The 26,578-nt window shown below is 62.6% G+C and carries 20 protein-coding genes; 6 read left to right on the top strand and 14 right to left on the bottom strand.

From position 1 onward, the window contains the following. Positions 1-834 carry an SPFH domain-containing protein gene (locus tag Q0L62_RS07210; protein WP_296678382.1) on the top strand — a complete coding sequence of 278 codons (834 nt, stop codon included), beginning with the start codon at positions 1-3 and terminating at the stop codon, positions 832-834. Between the two features lie 80 nt (positions 835-914). Beyond that, complete coding sequence (locus tag Q0L62_RS07205) at positions 915-2,456, top strand: Do family serine endopeptidase (RefSeq protein ID WP_296678381.1); 1,542 nt, start codon at positions 915-917, stop codon at positions 2,454-2,456. Between the two features lie 65 nt (positions 2,457-2,521). Here the strand turns inward: Q0L62_RS07205 and Q0L62_RS07200 are convergent, their stop codons facing one another. From Q0L62_RS07200 to Q0L62_RS07185, 4 genes are all read right to left on the bottom strand, one after another. Further along, positions 2,522-4,651: a transglycosylase domain-containing protein gene (locus tag Q0L62_RS07200; protein ID WP_296678379.1), complete on the bottom strand. Its 2,130-nt coding sequence runs from the start codon at positions 4,649-4,651 to the stop codon at positions 2,522-2,524. Positions 4,652-4,768: 117 nt separating this feature from the next. Beyond that, the gene (gene msrB, locus Q0L62_RS07195; RefSeq protein WP_296678378.1) at positions 4,769-5,170 is read right to left on the bottom strand and encodes a peptide-methionine (R)-S-oxide reductase MsrB; all 402 of its coding nucleotides are present in this window, start codon (positions 5,168-5,170) and stop codon (positions 4,769-4,771) included. A gap of 29 nt (positions 5,171-5,199) precedes the next feature. Beyond that, positions 5,200-5,649, bottom strand: a complete 450-nt coding sequence (locus tag Q0L62_RS07190; RefSeq protein WP_296678376.1) for an NfeD family protein — start codon at positions 5,647-5,649, stop codon at positions 5,200-5,202. Beyond that, positions 5,646-6,566 (bottom strand): SPFH domain-containing protein, encoded by a 921-nt coding sequence (locus Q0L62_RS07185; protein WP_296678374.1) that lies wholly within the window; start codon positions 6,564-6,566, stop codon positions 5,646-5,648. The genes Q0L62_RS07190 and Q0L62_RS07185 overlap by 4 nt, the downstream gene beginning before the upstream one ends. Positions 6,567-6,677: 111 nt before the next feature. Between Q0L62_RS07185 and Q0L62_RS07180 the strand changes: the two genes are divergently transcribed. Next, positions 6,678-7,136 carry a hypothetical protein gene (locus Q0L62_RS07180; RefSeq protein WP_296678371.1) on the top strand — a complete coding sequence of 153 codons (459 nt, stop codon included), beginning with the start codon at positions 6,678-6,680 and terminating at the stop codon, positions 7,134-7,136. On the opposite strand, the gene Q0L62_RS07175 is transcribed toward Q0L62_RS07180, so the two are convergent. Genes Q0L62_RS07175 through Q0L62_RS07165 form a run of 3 tightly spaced genes read right to left on the bottom strand, consistent with a single transcriptional unit; the run spans position 7,126 to position 10,825 of the window. Further along, positions 7,126-8,304, bottom strand: a complete 1,179-nt coding sequence (locus Q0L62_RS07175) for an aminoacetone oxidase family FAD-binding enzyme (RefSeq protein ID WP_296678369.1) — start codon at positions 8,302-8,304, stop codon at positions 7,126-7,128. The two genes, Q0L62_RS07180 and Q0L62_RS07175, sit on opposite strands and share 11 nt — an antisense overlap. Beyond that, entirely contained in the window at positions 8,304-9,923 is a 1,620-nt protein-coding gene (locus Q0L62_RS07170) for an NAD(P)/FAD-dependent oxidoreductase (RefSeq protein WP_296678367.1), read from the bottom strand. The genes Q0L62_RS07175 and Q0L62_RS07170 overlap by 1 nt, the downstream gene beginning before the upstream one ends. A gap of 32 nt (positions 9,924-9,955) precedes the next feature. Further along, positions 9,956-10,825, bottom strand: coding sequence for a dienelactone hydrolase family protein (locus tag Q0L62_RS07165; RefSeq protein ID WP_296678410.1), 870 nt, complete (start codon positions 10,823-10,825; stop codon positions 9,956-9,958). A gap of 174 nt (positions 10,826-10,999) precedes the next feature. On the opposite strand from Q0L62_RS07165, the gene Q0L62_RS07160 reads away from it, so the two are divergent. Then, positions 11,000-13,108, top strand: a complete 2,109-nt coding sequence (locus tag Q0L62_RS07160; RefSeq protein WP_296678365.1) for a PQQ-dependent dehydrogenase, methanol/ethanol family — start codon at positions 11,000-11,002, stop codon at positions 13,106-13,108. A 133-nt stretch (positions 13,109-13,241) separates the two neighbouring features. Beyond that, positions 13,242-14,351 (top strand): putative sulfate exporter family transporter, encoded by a 1,110-nt coding sequence (locus Q0L62_RS07155; protein WP_296678363.1) that lies wholly within the window; start codon positions 13,242-13,244, stop codon positions 14,349-14,351. Here Q0L62_RS07155 and Q0L62_RS07150 read toward each other — a convergent pair. Then, positions 14,348-14,593: a DUF6356 family protein gene (locus Q0L62_RS07150; RefSeq protein WP_296678361.1), complete on the bottom strand. Its 246-nt coding sequence runs from the start codon at positions 14,591-14,593 to the stop codon at positions 14,348-14,350. The two genes, Q0L62_RS07155 and Q0L62_RS07150, sit on opposite strands and share 4 nt — an antisense overlap. Positions 14,594-14,697: 104 nt before the next feature. On the opposite strand from Q0L62_RS07150, the gene Q0L62_RS07145 reads away from it, so the two are divergent. Next, on the top strand, positions 14,698-15,174 hold the full coding sequence (locus Q0L62_RS07145; RefSeq protein WP_296678359.1) for an Lrp/AsnC family transcriptional regulator: 477 nt from the start codon (positions 14,698-14,700) through the stop codon (positions 15,172-15,174). On the opposite strand, the gene Q0L62_RS07140 is transcribed toward Q0L62_RS07145, so the two are convergent. The 6 genes from Q0L62_RS07140 to Q0L62_RS07115 are packed head-to-tail and all read right to left on the bottom strand — an operon-like array spanning position 15,171 to position 26,484. After that, a complete protein-coding gene (locus tag Q0L62_RS07140; RefSeq protein WP_296678357.1) occupies positions 15,171-16,676 on the bottom strand; it encodes a tryptophan halogenase family protein in 1,506 nt (501 codons plus the stop codon). The two genes, Q0L62_RS07145 and Q0L62_RS07140, sit on opposite strands and share 4 nt — an antisense overlap. Positions 16,677-16,683: 7 nt before the next feature. Then, the gene (locus Q0L62_RS07135) at positions 16,684-18,720 is read right to left on the bottom strand and encodes a glycoside hydrolase family 97 protein (protein ID WP_296678409.1); all 2,037 of its coding nucleotides are present in this window, start codon (positions 18,718-18,720) and stop codon (positions 16,684-16,686) included. After that, positions 18,720-20,357, bottom strand: a complete 1,638-nt coding sequence (locus Q0L62_RS07130; RefSeq protein WP_296678355.1) for an alpha-amylase family glycosyl hydrolase — start codon at positions 20,355-20,357, stop codon at positions 18,720-18,722. The genes Q0L62_RS07135 and Q0L62_RS07130 overlap by 1 nt, the downstream gene beginning before the upstream one ends. A 19-nt stretch (positions 20,358-20,376) precedes the next feature. Beyond that, the gene (locus Q0L62_RS07125; protein WP_296678353.1) at positions 20,377-22,182 is read right to left on the bottom strand and encodes an alpha-amylase family glycosyl hydrolase; all 1,806 of its coding nucleotides are present in this window, start codon (positions 22,180-22,182) and stop codon (positions 20,377-20,379) included. Next, entirely contained in the window at positions 22,179-23,696 is a 1,518-nt protein-coding gene (locus Q0L62_RS07120) for a tryptophan halogenase family protein (protein WP_296678351.1), read from the bottom strand. Before Q0L62_RS07120 ends, Q0L62_RS07125 begins: the two co-directional genes overlap by 4 nt. Before the next feature lie 58 nt (positions 23,697-23,754). Further along, complete coding sequence (locus tag Q0L62_RS07115) at positions 23,755-26,484, bottom strand: TonB-dependent receptor (protein ID WP_296678349.1); 2,730 nt, start codon at positions 26,482-26,484, stop codon at positions 23,755-23,757. Positions 26,485-26,578: the final 94 nt, after the last annotated feature.

Genomic DNA, 26,578 nt, shown 5'->3' with positions numbered 1-26,578 from the left:
ATGGCCACAAACCGCAGCCGCGCAGCCCTGTTCGTATTCGGCACCGCCGCGATACTGCTGGGTCTGTGCGTGACCACTGTGCCCGAAGGCAGTCAGGCGGTTATCACCCGCATGGGCGAGCCGGTCCGCGTGATCAATCGCTGGACGCTGAAAGAAGGGTCGGGCGGCGGCGGGCTGATCGCCCACTGGCCGGTGGTCGAACAGGTCGAATGGGTTGATCGCGGCCTGTTCGGATTTACCGCTGAACGGCTAAGCGTGCGTGGTTCCGATCAGGTTCCGCTGCTGGTCGATGCCACCGCTACCCTGCGCGCATTCGATCCTGTCAAGGTGGTTCGCAATGGCGGCGGAAGCGACAAGGCGATGGCTCAGGTGGGCGATGCCCTACGCGCGCTGGTTCAGCAGGAACTGGGCCAGGTGACCGCGGCCCAGTTGGTGCTGCCCGGCAACGGCGGAGCGCTGCAACGTCTGCGCAGCGTAGTCGATGCGCGGGCGCGGCCCCTGGGCATCCAGGTCGTAGACTTGCGGTTGAGCTCTGCCGCTTTTCCGGAGGGAGAACTGCAGCAGACCTATGAACGGATGGAGAGCGAGCGCGAGCGGATCGCCACATTTGAAACCGAAAACGGCCAGCGCGAGGCTGATCGCATCCTGATGGCAGCCCGCACAGATTCGGCGCGGTTGTTGGGAGCGGCGGCAGGCAAGGACCCGGCGTTTTATGACTTTTTCCGCGCCATCCAAAGCTACGAGGTGGTTTTCGGCGGTGAAAAGGGCAAGAATGCCGCAACGATTATCCTGGGACCGGACAGCGAATACCTGAAACAGTTCCGGGGTCAGTAGCCCATTCAATTCCCGTTCAGGCGCTCCGGCGTGAATCGCTGGCGGGGTCTGAATGCGATGAACAAGAGGATTTGAGACACGTGCGATACGCTTATGGAGTGACTTCGGCGCTGCTGCTTGGCGGCGCGGCCCTTTCGCTGGCAACCGGCCTTCCCGCTGGCGCGCAGGTTGCGCAGAACGATGCCAGCCAGATGAGCAACGTGGTGCCGCGCGCCGGTGCGCCCGCCAGCTTTGCCGATCTGACCCAGCAATTGCAGCCCGCGGTCGTCAACATCTCGACCCGGCAAAAAGTCCAGGTTGCAAGTGGCGGCGGCAACCCCTTTGCCGGAACCCCGTTCGAAGGCCTGTTTGGCGGCGGCGGCGGTAATGGCGCCCCGCAGACCCGCGAAGCCCAGTCGCTGGGATCGGGCTTTGTCATTTCGTCAGACGGTTACGTGGTGACCAACAACCATGTGGTCACTGCCGAAGGCAAGGGCCAGGTCGAATCGATCACCGTGACGATGCCAGACGGCACCGAATATCCGGCCAAACTGGTCGGCAAGGATGCGCCTTCCGATCTGGCTGTCCTGAAAATCACGGCGACCAAGCCGATGCCCTTCGTCAAGTTCGGAGATAGCCGTTCGGCCCGTGTCGGCGACTGGGTGATTGCCATCGGCAACCCGTTCGGGCTTGGCGGCACAGTCACATCGGGGATCGTTTCGGCAGTCACCCGTTCGACCGGGTCGGGCAGCGCCTATGATCGCTACATCCAGACCGACGCCTCGATCAACCGGGGCAATTCCGGCGGCCCCATGTTCGACATGAAGGGCCAGGTAATCGGCATCAACAATGCGATCTTTTCGCCGACTGGCGGTTCGGTCGGTATCGGATTCGCCATTCCGGCCGAAACCGCAGCACCAATCGTTGAAAAGCTGATCAAGGGCGTATCAATCGATCGGGGCTACCTTGGCGTTCAGATCCAGCCGGTGACCGAGGACGTCGCCGATTCGCTGGGCCTGTCGCACAACCGGGGCGAACTGGTTCAGTCGGTCCAGCCGGCGCAGCCCGCCGCGGCCGCGGGGATCCAGCCTGGCGATGTGGTTCTGAAGGTGGATGGCAAGGACGTCAGCCCGGATCAGACGCTGTCCTACATCGTGGCCAATACCGCGCCGGGCAAACGGATTCCGATCGAGCTTATCCGCCAGGGCAAGCGCATGACGCTGACCGCCACAGTGGGCAAGCGCCCCAGCGAAGAGGAAATGGCCAAGCAGTCGTTCAATCCCAACGCGCCCCAGCAGGACGATCCCTATAGCCAGGGCGATGCGGCCAAGGGCGAAGGACTTGCCGAAAAAGCGCTGGGATTATCGGTTCTTCCGCTCAACGCGCAGATCGCCGGACAACTGGGTGTTCCAGCCGGCACCCGCGGTCTGGTTATCGCCCAGGTAGATCAGTCATCCGATGCCGCATCGCGCGGCTTTACCCGCGGCGACCTGATCCTGTCTGCCAATTACCGTGATGTGGTGACCGTTGCGGATCTGGAAGCCGCTATTCGCAGCGCCAAGACGGACGGCCGGGCGGCATTGCTGCTGCGCGTGCAAAAGCGCGGCCAGCCCGCTGTTTATATGCCGGTACGGCTACGCTGACGCTTCGCTGAAACGCCAGATCAAAAGGGGCCTTCTTCCATTGGGAAAAAGGCCCTTTTTGCCGTTCAGGGCTGCGGCGTTTTGGTGGACTGGGCAGCCGGTGGGGCCGATCGATCGCGGACAGGACGCGGAGGCGGTTTGGTCTTTCCGGTGGCCTGATCCAGAAAATCCTGATTGGCCGCAGGGGGTGCTGGCACCATTTCGGGTTCGCCATTGCCCTGGTCGGGGGGAAGCATTTCCTGATCTCCGGGACGCTGCGGCTCGATCAGATTGCCCTGATCGTCAGGGTAGTAATAGTCGTCCGGGTTGGGGCCAAGGTTGGCCTCGTCATCCGGCTCAAGCTGCCATGCCGGCAAGGTCACCGCCGTATCGAACTGTTCGACCGGCCGGCCGGCCACAGCGGTTTTCATGTATCCGGCAAAGGCGCGGGCAGGAGCCGTGCCGCCTTGCAGGCCGGTTACCGGCTTGTCATCGTCGCGGCCCATCCAGACCCCGGTTGTGACGCCGCTGGAAAAACCCAGGAACCAGCCGTCCTTGTTGGAAGACGTGGTCCCGGTCTTGCCTGCCACGGGCCTGCCGATCTGGGCAGCCCGGCCGGTGCCGATATTGACTGCACTTTGCAGCAAGTCGGTGATGCCGGCCGCGACATAAGCGGGGACCAGCATTTGCCCGCCTTTGGCGCTGCGCTGATACAGCAGGCGTCCGCCGGTCGAAGTGACCTTGACGATGCCATAGGGTTCGATTGCCTGGCCCTTGGCCGAAACCGACGCAAAGGCGCGAGTCATGTCGATCAGGCGAACCTCGCTGGCGCCCAGCACCATCGAAGGATAGGTGTTGATCGGCGTGGTGATGCCAAAGCGGCGGGCCATGCCGGCTACTGCGGAAAAGCCCACCTCGTTGCCCAGCTGCGCCGCCACCGTATTCTTTGAATAGGCAAAGGCTGTGCGGACGTCGATTTCGCCGGCGTAGCTTCCTCCCGAATTGCGCGGGGTCCAGCCATCAATGGTCACCGGCTCATCGGTCACTTTGCTGTCAGGGGTATATCCTGCTTCCAGCGCGGCAAGATAAACGAACAGTTTCCACGCCGATCCCGGCTGACGCACTGCATTGGTCGCGCGGTTGTAGTTGGATGTGACGTAGTCGGTCCCGCCGACCATCGCCAACACAGCGCCGTCGCGGTCCAGGCTGACCAGCGCGCCTTGCGCCCCGCCCGGCACATTGGATTTGATCGAATCGGTAGCCGCTGCCTGCAGCTTGGGATCAAGGGTAGTCCACACCTCGATCGGTTCGGTTATTTCGCCCAGCAGCAGGTCAAGCTGGGGCAGGGCCCAGTCGGTGAAATAGCGGGCGGAGTTCTGGCCCTTTTCAGCGGCAAAGCGCATTTCCTTGAACTCGACCGCATTGGCCTGGGCCCCAGTGATCGCGCCGTTCTGTTCCATCAGGCGCAAGACCACCTTGGCCCGGTCAACCGCGGCAACGGCATCGGCGGTGGGGGAATAGTGCGACGGAGCCTTGACCAGCCCGGCGATGATTGCCGCCTCGGGCAGGGAAAGTTCGGTTCCGGGATGGCCGAAGAACTTGCGGCTGGCAGAATCAACACCGTAAGCGCCGCCGCCGAAATAGACCTTGTTAAGGTACGCTTCGAGGATCTGGTTCTTGGAAAACTTCCACTCCAGCGCCAACGCCAGCACGATTTCGCGGATCTTGCGGCGCCACGTGCGGTCGTTGTTGAGGAATACCGTGCGGGCCAGCTGCTGCGTGATGGTTGACCCGCCCTGCCTGAAGGTACCGCTTTGATAGCGTACGTAAAACGAGCGCGCGACGCCGATCGGATCGATTCCGATGTGACTGCGAAAGCGCTTGTCCTCGGTGGACAGCATCGCATCCTTCATCACTTGCGGTATCTGCCCATAAGGCACCCATTTGCCAAAGCTGGGCCCCATCGAAAACAGTTCGGACCCGTCGCGCGCACGCACGACGATCATCTGTCCGGCCTGGCTGGACTTGAGCTGGTCGTAACTGGGCAGCGTCCTGGCGGTCAGCCCGACAGCGACTGCCAGGGCGATTACCCCCAGCAGCGCAACCGCAAAGCCCCAGACCAAGGTCCGGCGCAGAATACGGCGCCAACCGGACGGCCGCGCAGGTTCAGGCTGGCGTCTGCGCGGCGGATCCCGCCGGATATCGCTTCTGGCCATATGGGTCGATCATTCCTCCCGCCATGGCGAAGGCCCGGCGCACAGCCGCCACCATAGGAGATTTTATCAAGCGGGTAATGCCCAATCGTCAAACCGCACGGCTGTACCGTCCAGCCGTCAATCCTTGGGCTCAAAGTCCAGACTGGCACTGTTGATGCAATAGCGCAGCCCGCCGGCATCGCGCGGCCCATCGGGGAAAACATGGCCCAGATGCCCGTCGCATTTCGCGCAGCGGACTTCCGTGCGAACCATGCCGTGAGAGGCATCGCGGATGGTGTCCACGGCCTCATCCTCAACCGGCGCGGTATAGCTGGGCCAGCCCGATCCGCTGTCATACTTGGTAGCCGACGAGAACAATGGCGCGCCGCAACCGGCGCACATGTAAACACCTGTGGCCTTGTTCCTGTCATACTTGCCGGTGAAGGCGCGCTCGGTTCCGTGTTCGCGCAGCACATGGTACTGCTCGGGCGACAGCTTCTGCCGCCATTCGGCTTCGGTAAGGTCGGTCTTATCGGTCATTGGCGAACTCCTTGGCCCCCTATATGGGATCAGTGGAGGTGTTCGACAATCAGGGTCGCGCCATCATGAGCGGCAACGCGCATCTTGGTGCCAACCTCGGCGTCAGGGCCGCGGGCCAGCCATTCGCTGTCGCCCAGCTTGACCCGGCCCGATCCGGCACCGATCGCCTCGGTCACCTGCACGACTTCCCCCACGCTGCGCGCGCCGCGATCGTTCATCAGCGGATCAGCTTCGATCACTGGGTTGCGGGCCAGCCAGTTCCTGCCCAGAAACACCGAAACAATCGCCAATACCGCAAACAGCACGACCTGGACCGGCATGCCGATCGGCACCGCCCAGGTTACCAGCCCGGTAATCAGCGCCGCACCCGCCAGCCAGATCAGGAAAACGCCGGGAATGACCATCTCGCCGATTGCCAGGATCAACCCCATGCCAAGCCACAGCCACTGCGGCGAGGCACCGTCCATCAGGCCGATCATTTCGAATTGCCCGGATTGCCGATGGCATCCTTGACCAGTTCACCGATCCCGCCGATCGATCCGATCAGCTGGGTCGCTTCGACCGGGAACAGGATGGTCTTGGCATTGGGTGAAGTGGCAAAGGCGGCCACGGCCTCGGTATATTTCTGCGCGACGAAGTAGTTAAGCGCCTGCGTGCCGGACGAGGCGATCGCCTCGGACACGACCTGGGTCGCCCGTGCTTCAGCTTCGGCCGAACGCTCGCGCGCTTCGGCATCGCGGAAAGCGGCTTCCTTGCGCCCTTCGGCGGACAGGATCGCGCCCTGCTTTTCACCCTCTGCGCGGAGGATTTCGGCCTGACGCAGACCTTCTGCTTCAAGAATATTGGCGCGCTTTTCACGCTCGGCCTTCATCTGCCGGGCCATCGCGTTGGAAATATCGGCCGGTGGGCGGATGTCCTTTATTTCGATGCGGGTGATCTTGACCCCCCATGGTTCGGTGGCGTGATCGATCACTTGCAGCAGCTTGGCGTTGATCTCATCGCGCCGTGACAGCGTTTCATCAAGGTCCATGCTGCCCATCACGGTGCGCAGGTTGGTGGTGGTCAGCTGCATGATCGCGACATAAAGGTTCGACACCTCATATGCGGCCTTCCCAGCGTCAAGTACCTGGAAGAACACGATCGCATCCACCCCGACCATCGCATTGTCGCGGGTGATGATTTCCTGTCCTGGTATGTCCAGCACCTGTTCCATCATGTTGACCTTGTGGCCGACCCGGTCGACGAACGGGATGATCACATGCAGCCCCGGACGGGCCGCCAGCGTGTACTTGCCCAGCCGTTCGATCGTATAGACATAGCCCTGCCGGACGACGCGCACGCCCATCAGGATAAAGATGAAAACCACGCCCATCAGCGCGATCAATACGCCGCCCATTGCTTGTACTCCCGTATCGTTACACAGCGATGTTAGCGCATGGGGTGGCGGGAACAAGCGAAACCGGCGTGCTTAACCCGGTGGTAACCATGTCCCCCTAAAGCAGGCGGCATGATACAGGAAAACCCGGTTCAATTCGGCCCCGCCTTTCACGGCACGGAACACCCCGATACCGCTGCCCAGCGGATCAAGAAGGATTATGTGGACACCATGATCTCGCTCAAGCGCGAGAATATGGAGCGTGTCTATTCCTATGTCACCGGCCTGATGGACAAGGGCAAGGAGGAGCTTGGCCATGCCCGCAGCGGCGGCAGCAGCGCCGAACACCGCAAGGCCGCGCTGCGCCAGCATATCGATGAAATCGGCGCCTACCTTAAAGGCCAGGCGCTCGACGTGGCGCCTCCGGCAACCGGCGCTGACGGCCACTATTTGATTGATGATGTCGCCCCGTTCTTTGGCCGGGTCAAATGCGTCATGGACCAATGGTACGACAGCCACCTGATCGCGATGTATGATGAAATGATCGTGCTGACGAACTTGAAGGGCAAGCCTTCACCGGTCAGGGAATAGCCCGTCCCGCGGCCGCGCCGCTGGCCCAGGCCCACTGGAAATTATAGCCGCCAAGCCAGCCGGTCACGTCAACCGCTTCACCGATCGCATAAAGCCCCGGTACCTTGCGCGCTTCCATTGTCTGCGATGACAGACCTGCTGCGGCGATGCCGCCAGCGGTCACTTCGGCCTTGGCGAACCCTTCGGTGCCGTTGGGAGTGAAAGGCCAGCGGCGCAGTACGTTTTCGGCGTGGCGCAAGGCCTTGTCGCCTTGCCGGGCAAGCTCGCCCGCCATTCCAAGCTTGGCAAGGAGTGCATCGCTTAATCTCTCCGGCAAGTGCTCCCCAAGGGTGCGCCGCAAGGCCTGGCGCGGCGCCGAGCGCTTGGCTTCCAGCAACCATCCCGCCGCCGCATCAGGCACAAAATCGACGTGGATCGGCGTCCGGTGCTGCCAGTAACTGCTGATCTGCAGCATCGCCGGACCGGACAGCCCGCGGTGCGTAAACAGCGCAGCTTCCCGGAAACCGGCCTTGTTCCAGCGAACCTCAACCTCGGTTGAGACTCCTGATAATTCGCGAAACAGCGCTTCGTCCTCGCCCAGGGTGAAAGGCACCAGCGCCGGGCGCGGCTGGACAATGGCAAGGCCAAAACGGCGGGCCAGATCATAGGCAAAACTGGTTGCACCCAGCTTGGGGATCGACGGCCCGCCAGTGGCGATGACCAAAACCGGCGCACTGTGGACCGTGCCCGCCACGGTCACGCGGTACAGGCTATCGGCATGGTCCACGTCAGTCACCGGATCACCGAACGCCAGCGCGACCTGCCCCCTGGCGCATTCTTCCAGCAACAGAGCGACAATCTGCCGCGCCGATCCATCACAGAACAGCTGGCCCAGGGTCTTTTCATGCCAGGCAATGCCGTAGCGATCGACCAGATCAATGAAGTCGCGCGGAGTATATCGGCTAAGCGCGGACTTGGCGAAGTGCGGGTTATCCGAAAGGTAGCGGTCCGGTGCAGTGTGCAGGTTGGTGAAGTTGCAGCGCCCCCCGCCGGAAATGAGGATCTTGCGGCCCGCCTCGGTATTGTGATCGACCAGCAGCACCCGCTTGCCGCGCTGGCCTGCGCTGGCCGCAGCCATCAAGCCGGCCGCGCCCGCGCCCAGCACGATTGCGTCGTAACGGTGCAGCATCATCCCTGGACGATCGCGGCGGCGACCGCTTCGCCCGCTTTGATCCCGTCTATCGCGGCCGACAGGATGCCGCCGGCATAGCCCGCGCCTTCACCCGCAGGGTAAAGACCTGCCACATTCAGCGATTGGAAATCCTTGCCGCGCGTGATCCGCAGCGGCGAGGACGTGCGCGTCTCCACACCGGTCATCACCACGTCTGCATGATCGTACCGCGCGATCTGGCGGCCGAACACCGGCAGTGCTTCGCGCATGGCCTCGATCGCGAAATCGGGCAGGCACGCAGAAAGGTCGGTCGGCGTTACCCCGGGCTTGTAGCTGGGCACCACCGATCCCAACGCGGTCGATGGCTGGGCTTTCAGGAAATCCTCCACCCGCTGGCCCGGTGCGTGATAGCCGCCGCCGCCCGCGGCAAAGGCCAGGCTTTCCCATTTGCGCTGGTAAGCGATGCCCGCAAGTGGTCCGCCGGGATAGTCGCGGGCCGGGTCGATCGCCACGACAAAACCCGAATTGGCATTGAACTCTGCGCGGGAATACTGGCTCATCCCGTTGGTGACGACACGGCCTTCCTCGCTGGTTGCGGCAACCACGCGCCCGCCCGGACACATGCAGAACGAATAGACCGTGCGGTTATTCTTGGCGTGGTGGACCAGGCTATAGGCGGCTGGGCCAAGGTCGGGATGCTTGGCGAACCGGCCATAGCGCGCCTCGTCGATCCAGCTTTGCGGGTGTTCGATCCGCACACCGATGGAAAACGGCTTGGCCTCGACATAAACGCCGCGCGCATGAAGCATTTCAAAAGTCGGCCGGGCCGAATGGCCGACCGCCATGACCACGTGTTCGGCTTCGACGAAAGTACCGTCATGCAGGTGCAGCCCGCGCAGGGCAAAACCATCGCCGCGCCGTTCCAGCTCCAGATCGTCGACCCGGGTCTGCCAGCGGTATTCGCCGCCCAACGCCTCGATCGCGGCGCGCATCGCTTCGACCATGGTGACCAGTCGGAATGTTCCGATGTGCGGGTGGGCTTCCCACAGGATATCGGTGGGTGCGCCGGCGCGAACAAACTCTTCCAGCACCTTGCGGCCCAGAAAGCGCGGGTCCTTGACCCGGCAATAAAGCTTTCCGTCAGAGAACGTCCCGGCGCCGCCTTCTCCGAACTGGACGTTGCTGTCGGGATCAAGCTCACTGCGCCGCCACAGTCCCCAGGTGTCCTTGGTCCTTTCGCGGACAACTTTGCCGCGATCGATGATAATCGGCTTTAGCCCCATCTGCGCCAGAACCAGGCCCGCGAACAATCCGCAAGGTCCCGCACCGATCACCACCGGGCGCGTACCGGCCCAGTCATCGGGCGCCTGTACGGGTGGATGCCAGGCCATGTCGGGGGTGGAGCGCACGTCCTTGTCCCCGGCCAGCCTGGCCAGCACCTCGCCCTCGTCCGCCACGTCGATATCGAGTGTATAGACCAGCAGGATCGCCGATTTGCGCCGCGCATCGTTGCCGCGCTTGAACAGCGACCAGCCTTTGAGATCGGACGCGGCAATTCCCAGCCGCGCACAGATTGCCGGGGCGAGCGCTTCGGCCGGGTGGTCGAGCGGAAGGGACAGGCCGGACAGGCGGATCATGCCGCGCCCCTACAGCCTTGTGTCCGCCCGCGCTACAGGGTCTTGAACAGTGCCAGCATACGGTTCCAGGCGCGATCCGCCTCGGCCTTGTCATAGACCGGCGCATCGAGCGTGCACCAGCCGTGATCGGCCTTGTAGACTTCGACCTCGGCGGGGCGTCCGGCGGCGGCAGCAGCGGATTTGAGCGTATCCTTGTCGCCAGGCGCGCGGGCATCGTCGTTCTGCGCAATGGCGAAGAGGTAGCCGGCCTTCGTCTGGGCAAGCAGCTTGTGCGGACTGTCGGGCGCATCGGTGACCAGCCCGCCGCCGTGGAATGATGCAGCGGCACGAATGCGGTCGGGCACGGCAAAAGCGCTGCGCACGGTATAGGGTCCGCCCATGCAATAGCCGCAGGTGCCAATGCCTTTTTGCGGGTTGACGCTGCGTTGCTTGTCAAGCCAGGCGGCAAAGGCTTTGGCATCGCTCATCGTGCCCGCAGGTGTCAGCGCGGCGATCATCGGTTTCAGCTTTGCCTGGCCTTCGGGCGTACGCCATTCGGCAATCGAACCCAGGATCGGTGCGGGCGAGGAGCGGTAATAGTGGTTCACGACCAGCACGGCATACCCGGCCCGCGCCAGGCGGCGGCCCATTTCCTTGTAGGCATCGCGCAGGCCAGCGATATCGGGCCACATGATCACGGCGGGAAAGCGCCCGCGCACCGGCCGGACAAAAAACGCGTCGGCCATGCCGTCGGGCGTGGTGATCTGCACACCTTCTTCCTTCAACGCCGCGATATCCGCAACCCGGGCATCGGCGCAGGCTGCAGCCATGCTGGCCACGCCTGCCGCTGCAAATTGCCGGCGGTTCAGACCAAGCTTGGCGAGCGCCGTTTCTTCATGCTCGGCCGTAAAATCATCGCACATCGTCAGGCTCCCAGTTTCCCCGAAGTAGTAAGGATAGCCTGCCCGCCGGGAAGGTCCACCCATCCTTTTGCCAACTAATCGCGCGATTAAGGTTGCAATCGCGCTCCGAATCCGGCGAACTGCAAATCACGGACCCTCCGGCAAGGCGGGCCGCTTGCGGAAGAGGGATCGGGTATGCGTTTTAAGCTTCTGGCCGGAATTGCCGTGTTGGCTCTTGCTGCGTGCAACAATGCCAAGGTGCCGTCGCCGCCGGCCACCAGCGGGGTGACCGATGCGATGATCGCCGGGGCCGCTGATGGTGAGTGGCTAAGCTATGGCCGTGACTATGCCGAACAGCGCTTTTCCGGGCTGACCCAGATCAACGATACCAACGCCGCGCAGTTGGGGCTTGCCTGGTTTGCCGATCTGGATACCGCACGCGGGCAGGAAGCGACCCCGCTGATGCACGACGGCGTGCTTTACATCACCACCGCTTGGTCGATGGTAAAAGCCTATGATGCCAAAACCGGCGCGCTGAAATGGGCCTATGACCCCAAGGTTCCGCGCTCCAAGCTGGTCGATGTGTGCTGCGATGCGGTCAACCGCGGTGTCGCGCTTTATGGTGACAAGGTTTATGTCGCAACACTGGACGGGCGCCTGGTAGCGCTGGACCAGAAGACCGGCAATGTTGTCTGGGACAAGCCGACGATCCCCGATGGCAGCCACATGGCAATCACCGGCGCTCCGCGCGTGGTCAAGGGCAAGATCCTGATCGGATCGGCCGGCTCCGAATATTTCACCCGCGGCTATCTGGCCGCTTTCGATGCCCAGACCGGGAACGAGCTGTGGAAGTTCTATACTGTCCCCGGCGACCCTTCAAAGCCGCAGGAAGGCAAACACCTGGACGCTGCGGCCAAGACCTGGAGCGGCGATTTCTGGAAGCTGGGCGGCGGCGGCACGGTGTGGGATTCGATCACCTATGATCCGGTTACCAACCTGGTCTATTTCGGCACCGCCAATGCCGAGCCGTGGAATCCCGCGCACCGCAACACCAGCGGCGCGGGCGATAGCCTGTACACCGCATCGATCGTCGCAGTGAATGCCGATACCGGCGAATACGCCTGGCACTTTCAGGAAACGCCTGAGGACCGCTGGGACTTTGACAGCAACCAGCAGATCACCGTGGCCGACCTGACGATTGGCGGGCAGCAGCAGCATGTCATCATGCACGCGCCCAAGAACGGCTTCTTCTATGTGCTCGATGCCAAAACCGGCAAGTTCATTTCGGGCAAGCCGTTCGTCGACGGGATCAACTGGGCCAGCGGGCTTGATCCCGTCACCGGCAAACCCACTGTCAACCCGGAAGCCAAGTACGAAATTACCGGCAAGCCATTCCTTGGATCGCCCGGCGCAGTGGGCGCGCACAGTTGGACTCCGATGAGCTTCAGTCCCAAGACCGGGCTGGTCTATATCCCGACCAACAACACGCCCCAGCTTTACGCACCCGATCCCGACTGGAAACCGGGAACCACCGGTTTCCAGCTGGGCATCGATGCCAGCGGTGGCAACGTGCCTGCCGACAAGGCCGTTCGTGCGGCAACAGCTGACGCGCTTAACGGGGCGCTGATCGCTTTTGATCCGGTTGCGGGCAAGGTTAAGTGGAAAGTCCCCTATCCGATGCCGACCAATGGCGGCACGCTGGCGACTGCGGGCAATCTGGTGTTCCAGGGCACCGCCACGGGCGAGTTTAACGCCTACACCGCCGATGCCGGCAAGAAACTGTGGTCTTTCGGCACCCAAAGCGGGGTCCTGGCTGCGCCGATGACCTATACCATCGACGGTGAACAATATGTCGCCGTGCTGGCCGGATGGGGCGGAGTCTGGGATGTTTCGGCGGGCGCGCTTGTCAGCAAGAAGATCACGCCCAACATCAGCCGGCTGCTGGTGTTCAAGCTGGGCGCCAAGGGGCTGCTGCCTGCTCTGGCCCCCAGCGCCAAGCGCGTGCTGGATCCGCCGCCGCCATCGGGCACGCCAGAACAGATCGCTCTGGGCACCAAGCTTTACAGCAATTCGTGCTCGGTCTGTCACGGTAATGCGGCAGCATCCGGTTCGCTTAACCCCGACCTTCGCCACTCCACTGCGCTGGGCAATCCCAAGCTATGGCAAGAAATTGTCCACGATGGTCTGCTCAAGGACAACGGCATGGTCGCCTGGAAGGGCCAGTTTACGCCCGGCCAGATCGAAGCGATCCGGCTTTATGTGGTCAAGCGGGCGAACGAGGACAAGGCGCTCGGCTCAGACTAGGCGCGCATCTGGCCAAGACCAGCAGGGCGGACCATTGATTGGCCCGCCATTCGCGCAGTGTGGATCGGGCAGACCCTGACTTTGCTTTGCTTTGGCTCCGACTTGGGGCAAGGAGCGGGCGAGCGGGGGACACGTGGCCGATCGATTGCCCAAGACCACAGACAGACGCGTTGACTGGGACAGCCTGCCTTATGGCGGGGATCTGTTCGGTGAACTGCAGCTGGCACAAGAGGCCGCTCCGGCTGCCGCGCGGGCAAGCGCAGTGGCGGCCTTGTGGCCCGGCCTTGCAGTCTGTTCAGTAGCCGCAGGAGCCGCCGCCTGGCTGTCTGATCACTATGGTTTTCCGATCATCCTGCTGGGCCTGCTGGTTGGCCTGTCACTGAACTTCATTTCGCACGATGCGCGCACCCACCTGGGCCTCGACTTCGCCTCGCGGACCTGCCTGCGTATCGGCATCGTCGTGCTGGGTTTCCAGGTGACGGTCGCGCAGATTGCGGCGCTGGGCGTGGCGCCATTCGCTGCGCTGGCAGTGGTGATGGCGGTGACCTTTGCCGCTGGCATGGGCGGGGCAAGGCTGGCCGGGCAATCGCGTTACGCCGGGATCCTGGCCGGCGGAGCAACCGCGGTATGCGGCGCCAGTGCGGCGCTGGCCCTGTATGGGGTGATCGGCAAGGACCGGCTCAGCCAGGCCCAATTCGCGCTGACGCTGGTCGGGGTATCGCTGGCCAGTGCGCTGGCAATGTCGGTCTATCCAGTGCTCGCTGCAGAGTTCGCCTTGCATGACCGCCAGGCTGGGTTCCTGATCGGCGCGTCGATCCACGATGTCGCTCAGGCGATAGGCGGCGGCTATGCCTTTTCGGATGCGGCGGGCAGTTATGCGACCATCGTGAAATTGGCGCGCGTGGCCCTGCTCGCCCCGGTCGTAGCGCTGGTCAGCCTGGCGATTGGCCCTGCTGAAAAGGGAGCCGGGCAGCCCGTGTGGAAGCGGCTGGCACTGCCCTGGTTCATTGTCGCGTTCCTGCTGACGGTGGCCTTTAACAGTCTGGTGGCCGTCCCCGCCCCGTTGGTGCACGTCGCCCTGGTGGCATCAAAGACGCTGTTGCTGCTTGCTGTGACGGCAACCGCGATGCGCAGCAGGATGGACCTGCTATTGCAGATGGGCTGGCGCGCGATCGTACCCGTTGCCGCGGCCACGCTGGCCAGCTTTGCGGTGTCACTCGGCTTTGCGGCGGCGCTGCTCTAGATTACGAAATCCAGGATTGCCGGCATTGGCTGGCGCTGGCGGTTGGTGACCATCACCCCGTGCAGCGTGGTAATCTGCTTGCTGCCCGTCTTGACGAACAGGAACGGCAGCAGGCCGTGGACCATGCAGGCCAGACCGCCCAGAATCATCCGCAAGCCAAAACCCGATGCCATGGCCAGATGCTCGCCATAGCTTTCGCCAACGCTTTCGGGATGGTCGGTAAACAGCTTTGTGATGTGCATAATCGTCCCCGGATCAACGCTTCACCCACTCTAAACACGGATAGACGAAATATCTTCGCCGATTTTGTGGCAATTTTGGGAAAACGCGGTAATTCTATCCCACCATGATCGATCAAAACCAAATCGATTCACTTGATTGGGCTATCCTGCGCGAGTTGCAGAATGACGCCTCGCTCCCGGTGCATGCGATTGGTGAACGGATCGGGCTGTCCCACAATGCCTGCTGGCGGCGGATCAAGCGGCTTGAGGAAAGCGGCGTTATCGCCCGGCGGGTGGCACTGCTTGATCCCGAAAAGGTCGGGCTGGGCACCACCGTGTTCGTCGCGATCCGCACCAACAGACACGATCCCGGCTGGCTCGATGCGTTTTCCCGCGCCATCGCCAGCATCGACGAGATTGCCGAGTGCCACCGCATGGCCGGCGATGTCGACTATCTGCTCAAGCTGTCAGTGCGCGACATTGCGCATTATGACCGCATCTATCGCAAGCTGATCGCAGCAGTGCCCGATCTGGCCGATGTCAGTTCCAGTTTTTCGATGGAACGGATGAAGGCCAGTACCGCCTTGCCCCGGCCCGTCTAAACCAGCCGCGCCAGCAGATCATCGTGCGGGGCAAAGTTCAGCGCACAACCGGTAATGAAGCGATCGACCGCGCCCAAATCGGCCAGCGGCAAATCCGTTTCCGCTGCGACAAGTCGCGCGGGATCGGGATACTGGCCATATCCGCCCAGCAGGCAGTGCCATGACAGCGGCGCATAATAGCGTGCAATGTCCAGGTCCTGCACCACCTCGGCCAGATCGTCGCCGCGAAACCAGGCGGTGATCACCGTTTTGAGATTATCCGACAGGTCCTGGTTCTGCGCATTGGCACGCCAATATTCGCCCTGCCGCCGGTTCATCCGGTAATGGCAGACGATATAGTCGCGGATCCCTTCGTAGCGGGCGTAAATCGCACTGTTGAACGCATCGGCGTGGGTACCGGTAAATCCGCCCGCCTCATAAGCATCGACAAATCCCGATACGGTCGAATGCACGACGTGCAGCGCTGTCGCCTCCAGCGGTTCGATAAAGCCCTGGGCCAACCCGACTGCCAGGCAATTGCCGACCCACGACCGGCGCACCTGCCCGACTTTCATGGCCAGGTGCCGCGCCGCCACATCGGCGTCAAGCAGCCCCAGGTGGCGGCGCAGTTCCGTCTCCGCCGCATCGGCATCGCTGTAGCGTGATGAATAGACATAGCCGTTGCCGGTGCGCCCGGTCAGCGGGATTTTCCACGCCCAGCCATTGCTGAGCGCGCTTGCACCGGTTTCGCAAGGAGTCGGACCGGCGCCGGGCGGACTGGGCATGGCAACGGCGGCATCGTTGAACAGATTGCCGGCAAAGCTTTCAAACGGTTCGCCCAAGGCCTGCTGGATCAGCTCGGCACGGAACCCCGACGCATCGACAAAAAAATCACCCGCGATTTCTTCCCCGCCGTCAGCCACCAGCGCTGCGATCTGGCCGGTTTCGTCCACACGGCAATCGGCAACCCGGCGCGGCAGGTGGATCACCCCAAGCTTTGATACGGCATGATCGCGCAGAAACTCGCCCACCAGATGGGCATCGAAGTGATAGCCATAGCCGATGTCGAACGGGAAGTTTTCGCCGGCGATCGGTCCGCGGCGCTCATTCGCCAGGCGGCTGAGCAGCAAAAACCGATCGGGATGGGCAAAGGCATCGCGCCCCGTGCGCCGTGCGCGGGTGTGAAACAAGAACGCCCCGGCGGTGTGATCGTCAATTGCAGTCGGGAATGGATGGAAATAGCGTTCAAACCCTGGCGCGTCGGACCAGCCCTCAAACCGGATTCCGTTCTTGTAGGTGGCATTGCAGCGCGGCATCCACTCTGCCTCGGCAATGCCCAGTTCGTCGAAGAACGCTTTCAATTGCGGAGTAGAACCCTCACCCACCCCGATGATCCCGATGTCCGGGCTTTCCACCAGAGTAACCGCGGCGCGCTGGCCCAGCCGGTGCGCGATCAGGCAAGCCGCCATCCAGCCGGCCGTGCCGCCGCCCAGAATGACGAAGCGCTGAGGCGCCTCGCTCATCGCCGCGTCATTTCCGCGCTTTCAGCCGGATCGCAAAGCCTCCGCCCGGTGCCATGCGCAAAGTCAACTTGTCAGCGCTGGTCAGCACACGCTTTTCGATGGCCACGCTGTGGCGTTTTTCGGTCCGGTAATCGGCATCGTCGCCGTCGCGATAGATTTCTGCATCGTACTTGACGCCGGGCGACAGGAACGTGAGGTCGAACGACACGCTGCGCGCTTCTTCATCGCCGATGCCGCCAACGTACCAGTCTTTCCCGCCGCGCACCTTGCGCGCCATGGTGACATAATCGCCCACCTCGCCGTTCAGTACCCGGGTGTCCTCCCAATCGGTCGGCACGTCGCGGATGAACTTGAAGGTGTCCATATGCTGGGCATAGTTTTCAGGCGTGTCGGCGGCCATTACTACGGGCGAATAAAGCACGACATACAGCGCCAGCTGCTTGGCCTCGGTCGACAGGATTGCGCTGCCTTTTTCCCCGGTCAGGCTGAGCACGCCGGGGGTGAAGTCCATCGGCCCTTCCAGCATCCGGGTGAACACCAGGTTGGCTTCGTGTTCGGGCGGGTTCTTGCCGCTCCACGAATTGTATTCCATCCCGCGCGACCCTTCGCGCGCAACCCAATTGGGATAGGTCCGCTGCAGACCGGTGCCCTTGATCGGTTCGTGGCTGTCAAAGGCGACCTTGTACTTTGCAGCGGCCTCGGCAACCCGGATGAAGTGGTTGCTCATCCATTGGCCCTCGTGCCATTCGCGGTACGCGGAGCCATCGGGATCGACCCGTTCGATTTGCGCGGCATCGGTCACATAGCCCGTCTTGACCACCATTTCGCCATGGTCGGCGGCAAACTTGAATGCCTTGTCGAACTGCGCTTCGTAATGGCTGGCCGATCCGCCGGTTTCATGGTGGCCGATCAGCCTGACACCCTTGGACCTGGCATAACTGGCCAGTTCGGCAGCGTCGAAATCTTCGGTCGGCCGGGCGAAATCCATGGCATTGCCATCGCCAAACCAATCGCCGTCCCAGCCCACGTTCCAGCCTTCGACCAGCGTGTTGGGAATGCCGTTTGCGGCGGCGAAATCAATATAGCGTTTGACGTTGGCGGTGGTCGCCCCGTGCTTGGGTCCGCGCGCCCAGGTCCATTCGCCCTTGATCATGTTCCACCACACGCCGTTGAACTTGCCCGGCTTGAACCAGCTGACATCGCCCAGCTTGTTGGGTTCGTTGAGGTTCAGCATCAGATGGCTGGTGTAAAGCCCGGCGGCATTGTCGGCGATGATCAGGGTACGCCACGGGGTGGACCAGGAACCGATCTTGATGACCTTGGCCTTGCCCGAGCCCGGGGTCAGCGCCGCGCGGAACGATGTGCCCTGGCTGCGGGCCAGCGCCATGCCCGAAAAATCGACCAGTGCAGCCTCGTGCACGGCAACGTGCGTGCCATCGGCCAACTTGACCGTCAGCGGCGTGTCGACCGTGGCGACGGCCGAAAGCGGGGTCTTGTTGTAAAGGTATTCCTCGCGGTTCCACAAAAAGGCGGGTTTCCACCATGCGGTGCCATCGCTGGCAAAATTGAACTCGGTCAATTCTTCGGCGATGTTGGCGCCGTGCATGGCAGTCTGATCGGGCACTTCATAGCGGAAGCCCACCCCGTCATCGTAGATGCGGAAAGTCACGTCGAACTGGCGCTTAAGGCGCACCGTTTCGGCCAGGTGGACTTTCAGCTCGCGGTAGTTGTTACGGATCTGGCGCCATTCGCCCCAGGGCTGCTGCCAGGTATCATCGGAAGTGCGCACATCCTGTCCGGTAATCGCCAGACTGCGATCAAGCTTGGCCACATCGGTAAACAGAAAGCCGAGCCGCGACGTTGTTACAACCGGCTGACCTTTGCGGGAGATGGAATAGGCTACGCGTCCATCCTCGACGATTTTGACTTCCACCGCGATCGCGCCGTCGGGCGAAGTCGCGGTGACGGGCGCCGCGGCTTGTGCCAGCGCGGGCAGCGATGCCGACAAGGCAAGCAGCGCAAGAATCATCCGGCCGGTACGCATCACTCGGTCTCCTCGACAAGCACGGCACCATAGGCCGGCAGGGTGGTTTCAGGCGCGGCGCCGTTCACCGCAGCCAGGACGCGGCCTTGGCCGCTGATCCCGCCGGGCCAGGCGCACGGCACAGGCGACAGGTTGAATACGCACAGCACCGACTGGCCATCGCCGCGGCGGCGCACGGCAAGCAGGCTCTCGTCAATCGAGACTGCATCGAAGCTGCCTTCGCGAAGCGCCGGATTGGCTTTGCGCAGCGCCAGCATGTCGCGCGTAAGGTTTAGCAGCGAATGAGGATCACCTTCCTGCCGGTCAGCAGCCTCGGCCAGGTTTTCATCGCCCAGCGGCAACCATGGCTGGCCGCTGCTGAAACCGCCGTGTTCGTCCTGCGCGGTCCACGGCATCGGCGTGCGCGCGCCGTCGCGCGACAAGGTCAGCGGCCAGTTGGCGATCGCTTCGGGATCCTGCAGCTGTTCAAAGGGAATTGATACCTGGGTCAGGCCCAGCTCCTCGCCCTGATACAGGATGACATTGCCGCGAAGGCACATCAGCAGCAGCAGCTTCAGCCGGGCAAAGGCAGCGCGGTCCTGCGGCGCACACCAGCGCGACAATGCCCGCGGTGCATCGTGGTTCTCAAAGGCCCAGCTGGGCCAGCCTGTACCCGCCCGGTCGGGCCAGTTAGCCTGTGCCTCGGCCACAAGCTGCGGAGTGAGCGCCTCAGCGTAAAGGAAGTCAAAGCCATAGGCGCTGTTGAGACGGGCATCGCCCCGGGTATAGAGCTGCATCTCGCTCAGCGCTTCTTCCCCGCCAACTTCGGCCATGGTGAAGACCGCATCGTAACGGTCGGTCAGCGTGCGGATCCGCTCGATGAAGGCGGGTATGTCACTGTGCGACTGGTTGTACCGGCGCAGCTGAAAATCGAACGGCCGCGTGCGCGGCGTATCGTTGTCGGGTGCGGGCGGATTATCGGTCAGCGCAGGATCGTGCATCGCAAAGTTGAGCGCATCCAGCCGGAAGCCGTCCACACCGCGATCCAGCCAGAACCGCGCCACATCCAGCAGCGCGTCCTGCACATCAGGATCGTGACCGTTGAGCTGCGGCTGGCTGCTCAGGAAGTTGTGGAGGTAATATTGCCTGCGCCGCGCGTCCCAGGTCCAGGCCGGGCCGCCGAACACCGATTGCCAGTTCGAAGGCGGCGATCCATCGGCCTTGGCATCGGCCCATACATACCAGTCTGCCCTGGGATTGGTGCGGCTCTGCCGGCTTTCGGCAAACCAGGGGTGGAGGTCCGAAGTGTGGGCATAGACCTGGTCGATCATGACCTTGAGGCCCAGCGCATGCGCGCGCGCCACCAAAGCATCAAAATCAGCGAGATTGCCGAAGATCGGATCGACATCGCAGTAATCGGCGACGTCGTAACCAAAGTCCCTCATCGGGCTGGTGAAGAACGGCGACAGCCAGATCGCGTCCACCCCCAAAGAAGCGATGTGATCCAGCCGCGCAGTCACCCCGGGAAGATCGCCGATCCCGTCACCATTGGTATCGAGGTAGCTGCGCGGATAGACCTGGTAGATCACCGCGCCCCGCCACCAAGGGCTGGCAGCGTGCGAAGCAGGCGCAGCGGTAATCGGAGAAAGTCGGTTCATCATGGACAACGCGCGCTCGTCATTTTGCCGCGCAGATGGCAAAACCAAGGGGAGGAAGGCTTACGGTCACACTGCCAGGAGCATCCGCAGACACCGGACACTGACCCGCAAGCGCGGTGAACGCAAGGCTGGCCGGATCGACTGCAATCCTATTCGTAAGCGGCGCGGTCGATGTGTTGAATGCCAGCAGCACCTCGCGCCCGGTCTTCGGATCGAACCGCGATATGGCGAACATACCCGGCTTTTCGGACATGGCGCGAACCTCGCTTGATCCCCCGGTCAACGCCGGCGTAGCGCTCCGCAATCGCGCCAGCTCGGCGATGAAACGGTACAACGGGTGCGCGGGATTGAAACTGGCACTGGCGGTGGTGGCCGCGGTGCCGACCAGCGCTTCATCGTTGTAGACGGCGACCTTGCTGGCGAACATGTCCTGCCGCGCCAGCTGATCGCCGCCATGTCCGGCAAAGCCCTGTTCATCGCCATAATAGATCACCGGCACCCCGCGCAGCGTCAGCATCAGCGCATGGCCCAGCTTGTCGCGCGCCAGCAGTTCCTCGGCGCCGATCGCGGGATTGGCCTGCTTCAGGAAATAGGCAAAGCGCCCGGCATCGTGGTTGCCCAGGAACGTGGGCAGGCGCAGCGCGGTGTCCTTGCCTCCTTCGTACAGCACATCATCGTCATGCAGCCGGGCAAGCGTTTCAGTTCCAGTCCTGCCGCTGGCGGCATCAACCGCAGCGCGCATGAACGCGAAGTCCAGGTTGGTCGGCAGACCGGCATTGCGGGTCCACCCTGCCTGCAGCGCAGGATCGAAATCGCCCGTCGCCACTTCGCCGAAAATGTGGAAGTTGGGAATGCCGCGGGCTTTGGCGCGGGCCAGCATCGCAGGCACGAACGCGCGCCAGAATGCAGGATTGACGTGTTTGGCGGTGTCTATCCGGAAGCCGTCGACGCCGTAGCGATCGATCCAGCCACCGTAAATGTCGATCATCCCGGCAACGACGCGCGGATGTTCGGTGGCCAAATCGTCCAGCCCCACGAAATCCCCGTACAGCGCGCTTTCGCCTTTCCAGTTTGAATTGCCGCGGTTGTGGTAGAAAGCCGGATCGTTGAGCCAGCCGGGCGTCTTGGCCTTCTCTTCACCCTTGGGTACGTAGGGCGTGTAGGCAAACGAGGGATCGGTCAGCTTGGCCCAGTTGTCGGCGCCCGGCTTGTCATCCCCGGCAAAGCCCGGATTGATCGCAGCCCCGCCCGCCCCGCCCCGGCGCGAGAAGGGATAGTCGGCCTTGCTGCGATACGTATAATCACCTCCTTCGCGGTACTGGATTACATCGGCGGTGTGGTTGACCACGATGTCCATGTAAACCTTCATGCCCCGGGCGTGGGCGGCATCGACAAAGGCCTTGAACTCGGCATTGGTGCCAAAATGCGGGTCGACCGCAGTGAAATCGGTGATCCAGTAACCGTGATAGCCGGCGCTTTCGTCACCCTTGGGGCCCTGCACCGCCTTGTTCTTGAAAATCGGCGCGAACCACACCGTTGTCGCGCCCAGGCCCTGGATGTAATCAAGCCGCCGGACCAGACCCCTAAGATCGCCGCCGTGGTAAAAGCCCTTGGCTGAAGGATCGAACCCGGTCTTCAGCCGGTCTCCCTTGATCCCGCCCCTGTCGTTGCGGGGATCGCCGTTTTCAAACCGGTCGGGCAGGACGAAATAGACCACCTCCCGTTCAGGCGGGCGGGCACGGAAGTCTGCCGGGCCTGGCTGGGCATTGGCAGCCACAGGAGCAGCAAGAGCAAGTCCGATCAGCGCAGCGACGGCTTGTTTCATGATGGCAGTCCGATCTTCTGGCCCGTCATCCGGGCAATAAAGTCCCTGTGGCGCGGCAGCGCCTGCGCGCGCGCGGTGCAGGACCGCGCAAGGCTGGACAGGAAAGGCCCGATATCCTCACCCGGAACATTGTCGGCCAGCGGCGACCAGCCGCTTGGCACGATCCCTTGTCCGATCATCACCTGGCCCCAGCTGTCATCAAGGAACAGCTCGTCCTCCTCGCGCACGAACAGGCCGCTGGCCTGGAACAGCGCAATCTTTTCGGCCAGTCCATCAGGGATCGCCATCGTGCGGCAATGATCCCAGAATGGATCGCCCATGCGCTGATTGGCAACGTAATGCAGCACCAGAAAGTCGCGGACGTGTTCCCACTCGGTGGTCGATTGGCGGTTGAACATGGCACGCGCCACCGCGCAATCGGTCAGATCGCGCGGCAACAGGTTAAGCAGGCGCGCGATGCCCGATTGCACCAGGTGGATGCTGGTCGATTCCAGCGGCTCCATGAACCCGGCGGCCAGCCCCAGAGCTATGCAGTTGTGCGACCAGTATTCGCGCCGGTGCCCGGTGGTGAACCGGATCGGACGCGGATCGGCCAATGGCTTGCCTTCAAGGTTTTCCAGCAGCACCGCGCTCGCCTGTTCCTGGTCCATGAACGCCGAGCAGAACACGTGGCCGTTGCCTGTGCGATGCTGCAGCGGAATGCGCCATTGCCATCCGGCCGGACGGGCAAGCGATTGCGTGTAAGGGCGAAAGCGCGGCCCCGGTTCACTTGGCACTGCCAGCGCGGTGTCGCACGGCAACCACTGTGTCCAGTCGGTGAAAGGCACCTGCAGGGCATCGCCCAGCAGCAGGCTGCGAAAGCCGGTGCAGTCAATAAACAGGTTTCCGGCGATACGGCGATCCGCGTCAAGCTGAAGCGCCGTGATATTGCCGCTGTTGCTGTCACGTTCTGCCGACACGATCTTGCCTTCGACCCGGCGGACCCCCCGCTGCGTGGCATAATCGCGCAGCATCTGTGCAAACAGCGTGGCATCAAGGTGATAGGCATAGGCCAGATCGGGCGCCGAACCATCAGCATTGCCGCCAATCCCGAACCGGTCTTCGTGCGCAGCGGCAACGTTGGGGCTGTAATTGCCAAAGTCGCCCGCCTGGCCCAATGCCCGCCCGCGCAGCCACAGCTGGCGGAACGGGATCAGCCCGACCCCGCGCCCGACCGTACCGAACGAATGGATGTAACTGTCACCCTCGCGCAGCCAGCCGGCAAACTCGATCCCCAGTTTGAAGCTGGCATTGGTAGCGCGCAGAAAATCGCCCTGGTCGATGCCAAGACCGACCAGCAAATTGTGGATTTGCGGGATGGTCGCTTCACCGACGCCCACCGTGCCGATTTCATCGGATTCAACCAGCGTGATCGCGGCGCAATCGCCCAGGAACCGCGCCAGGGTGGCGGCGGCAATCCATCCGGCGGTTCCGCCGCCGGCGATCACGAACTCCAGGCGCGGCGCGTCGCTCATGGCAAGCCTGCTCCTATGAAGGGGTTCCGCCGGACGATCCGGCGGAACCCTCATGGTATCAGAACTTGTAGGTAAAGCCCGCCAGATAACGGCGGCCATAGGTCTGATATTTCAGCCAGGCATCCGGCACGCCAGCCCCGTTTATTTCAGCCAGGGTTGCCTGACGCTCGTTGGTTAGGTTCTGGCCTTGAAGGTACAGAGACAGCCCGTGCAGCGACGAACTTTCAGGGAAGTCATACCCGATCTGCGCATCGTAAACGGTTTCGGCCAGAACAGCCTGGCGATCCAGACCGCCGCTGAACAGCGCGAAATCACCCAGGAAGCTTGACCGGTAACGCATCGATCCGCGCAGGTTGAAGCCGCCGTTTTCGTAGAACGCGGTCAGGCTGGCGACCCACTTTGAGTATCCCGGGATGGTTGACGCGTTACCCTTGGCGTCGAACGCCTTGGTTTCGGTGTATCCCAGACCGCCGGTGACGCCGAACCCGCTCAATGCCGAGGTAAACACGTCGAACGGCAAGGTACCGGCCAGTTCGCCGCCCATGATCCAGCCGCCCTTGGTGTTGACCGGGCCGCTGAAGATACCGATCGGCGAAGACGGAACCTGTCCTGCCGGGATCGGGAAGCGCGAATAGTCGAAGTCGGTGACGTTCGCACTCGGATCGATGTAAGTGTTCAGATGCTTGTAATACAGCTGGACCGCAACGTAGCCCTTGTTGGCGAAGTATTTTTCGACACTCAGGTCAAGAGCGGTCGCCTTGTAGGGGCGCAGCGTAGGGTTGCCGCCGCCGCCGGTGTAGATTGGCGGGGTGAAGGCATTGTTCACGCCAAATCCGATGATGTTGTTCATCTGCGGCAGGCGCGGACGCATCATTTCCTGCGATGCGGCAAAGCGCACAACCATGTCATTGGGCGTACGGAAGTTAAGGTTGAGGCTGGGCAGCACCATCCAGTACTTGTCGGTGACGGTCGGGTTGACCGCGCCGCTTGAGACCACACTAGTGTGGATGGCCTGAACACCGATATTGCCGGTCAGCGTGTTGCCGTTGCCCAGATCGGAATCAAACGATGCCATGCCGTAAGGTGTCCAGACATCTTCGCTGATGTCATAGGCTTGCGACGCGCCATAAGGGTTCGGAACGTATAGCAGCACCTTGTTTGGAACCAGCGTGCGCGGATCGTAAGACAGGATCGGACCAAATCCGCGATCAAGCTGGACCGGGGTCAGCAGCAGGTTGCTGGGGACGACGACACCGTCGACGCCCGCGGGCGGCGTCAGGAACGCTTCGTCCTGGGTCAGGGTCTTTTTGCGATAGGTATGGTCAACGCCAACCTTGATCGCTTTCAGGAAGCCGCCGCCAATATCCTGTTCGATCTCGGCCCGGATTTCCTTCAGGTCATCCTTGCTCTTGCGGATTTTGTCGTAACCTGCCTGGTTGGTCCCGCCCGACCAGCCCTGCACGTCGGTCAGCACCAGCGCCGGGTTCGCCCCGTTGAAATTGCTGGTGAACAGCAAAGCGTTGTTGTCGGTCAGGGTGTAGCCGAACGTGCCGCCCCAGCTGGAAACCGGTCCGACCGAGGTGTCGAGGTTTCGGCCCAAGCCCGCAATGGTTTCAAGCCGGTCCTGGTAGCGGTCGGTGCGCGACCAGCTCACGTCGAGCAGGGCGCGGGTGCCGTTGTCGTTGTCCCACTTGAGGTTGCCAGCGAACGAATAGGTATCGTTCTTGTTGTCGGTGGCGTAGTTCTCGATGATCGGGCGGCCGGTCCAGGTCGCGGCTGTCACCAGGCCGATCGGCACTGTCGATCCGCCAATGTTGTAGCTGTTGACTGTGCCCGGAGTGAACCCCGTCACCGTCGAACCGCAGCACAGGATCGGCATTTCGAAGCCCTTCTGGTCGAGCTTTTCGTTAAAGCGCGAATAGAAGCCGTCGAGTGTCAGGGTCAGCTGATCTCCAAGCTGGGCCTGGAACGTGCCGTTCAGGCCAAGCCGCTTGAGACGCGATGCTTCTTCCCAGGTCTTGACGCCGCTGATGCCGTACTGGTTGGTGCCGTAGCCGCCGTAACCCCAGGCGTTCCAGTCGCGGGTGTGGTACGGTTCATCCGAATAGGCGGCCGACAGGGCAATGCCCATCGTGTCATCGGCAAACTTGTCAACGTAGGTTGCGTAAACCCGATAACCCTTGTTGGTGGTGGTCGGGATGACCTTCTGGTCAACCACCGTTCCGCGTGCGCCAACCGCGATCACGCGCTTGCTCACATCAAGCGGGCGGATCGTGCGCATGTTGATCGTACCGACAAGGCCGCCGGCGGTGTGATCGGCCTGCGCGGTCTTGTAGACATCGACGCCTGCCAGGATTTCCGACGGGAACTGGTCGAACTCAACCGCGCGGCTGTCGTTGGTGGTGGTCTGTTCACGCCCGTTGAGCGTGGTCGAGGAGAAATCCGGACCGAAACCGCGGATCGAGATGATGTTGGCGCGGCCGTTGCTGCGCTGGGCAGCAAGACCGGGCAGGCGGGCGATCGATTCGCCGATCGAGTTGTCGGGGAGCTTACCGATGTCTTCGGCGTTGACTGATTCGACCACCGTTTCGGTGCGCTTCTTGATCGCGGTGGCGCTTTGCAGCGAAGCGCGGAAGCCGGTAACGACGATTTCATCGCCTGTCGCCTGATCATCGGCAGCCGAAGCGGCGTCCTGCGCCATGGCGGCGACTGGCAGCGCCAGGGCGGATGCGGTCAGCGCCAGGGCGGATACGCCAAGCGCGCCGTGAATACGGGTGCGAAGTGCCACAGTGAACTCTCCCAAAACCTTGCCGGTATTCCCCGAGCCCCGGCGAGATGGCCCTTTTTTAATGTGACGCGCGGCAATGACTTGCAGTGTCGTC

This window comes from Novosphingobium sp. (assembly GCF_024642085.1).
In the GTDB taxonomy this organism is placed as follows: Bacteria; Pseudomonadota; Alphaproteobacteria; order Sphingomonadales; family Sphingomonadaceae; genus Novosphingobium.
The sequence above is the reverse complement of the archived record's forward strand: the minus strand, read 5'-3'. Positions and strand labels throughout refer to the sequence as shown.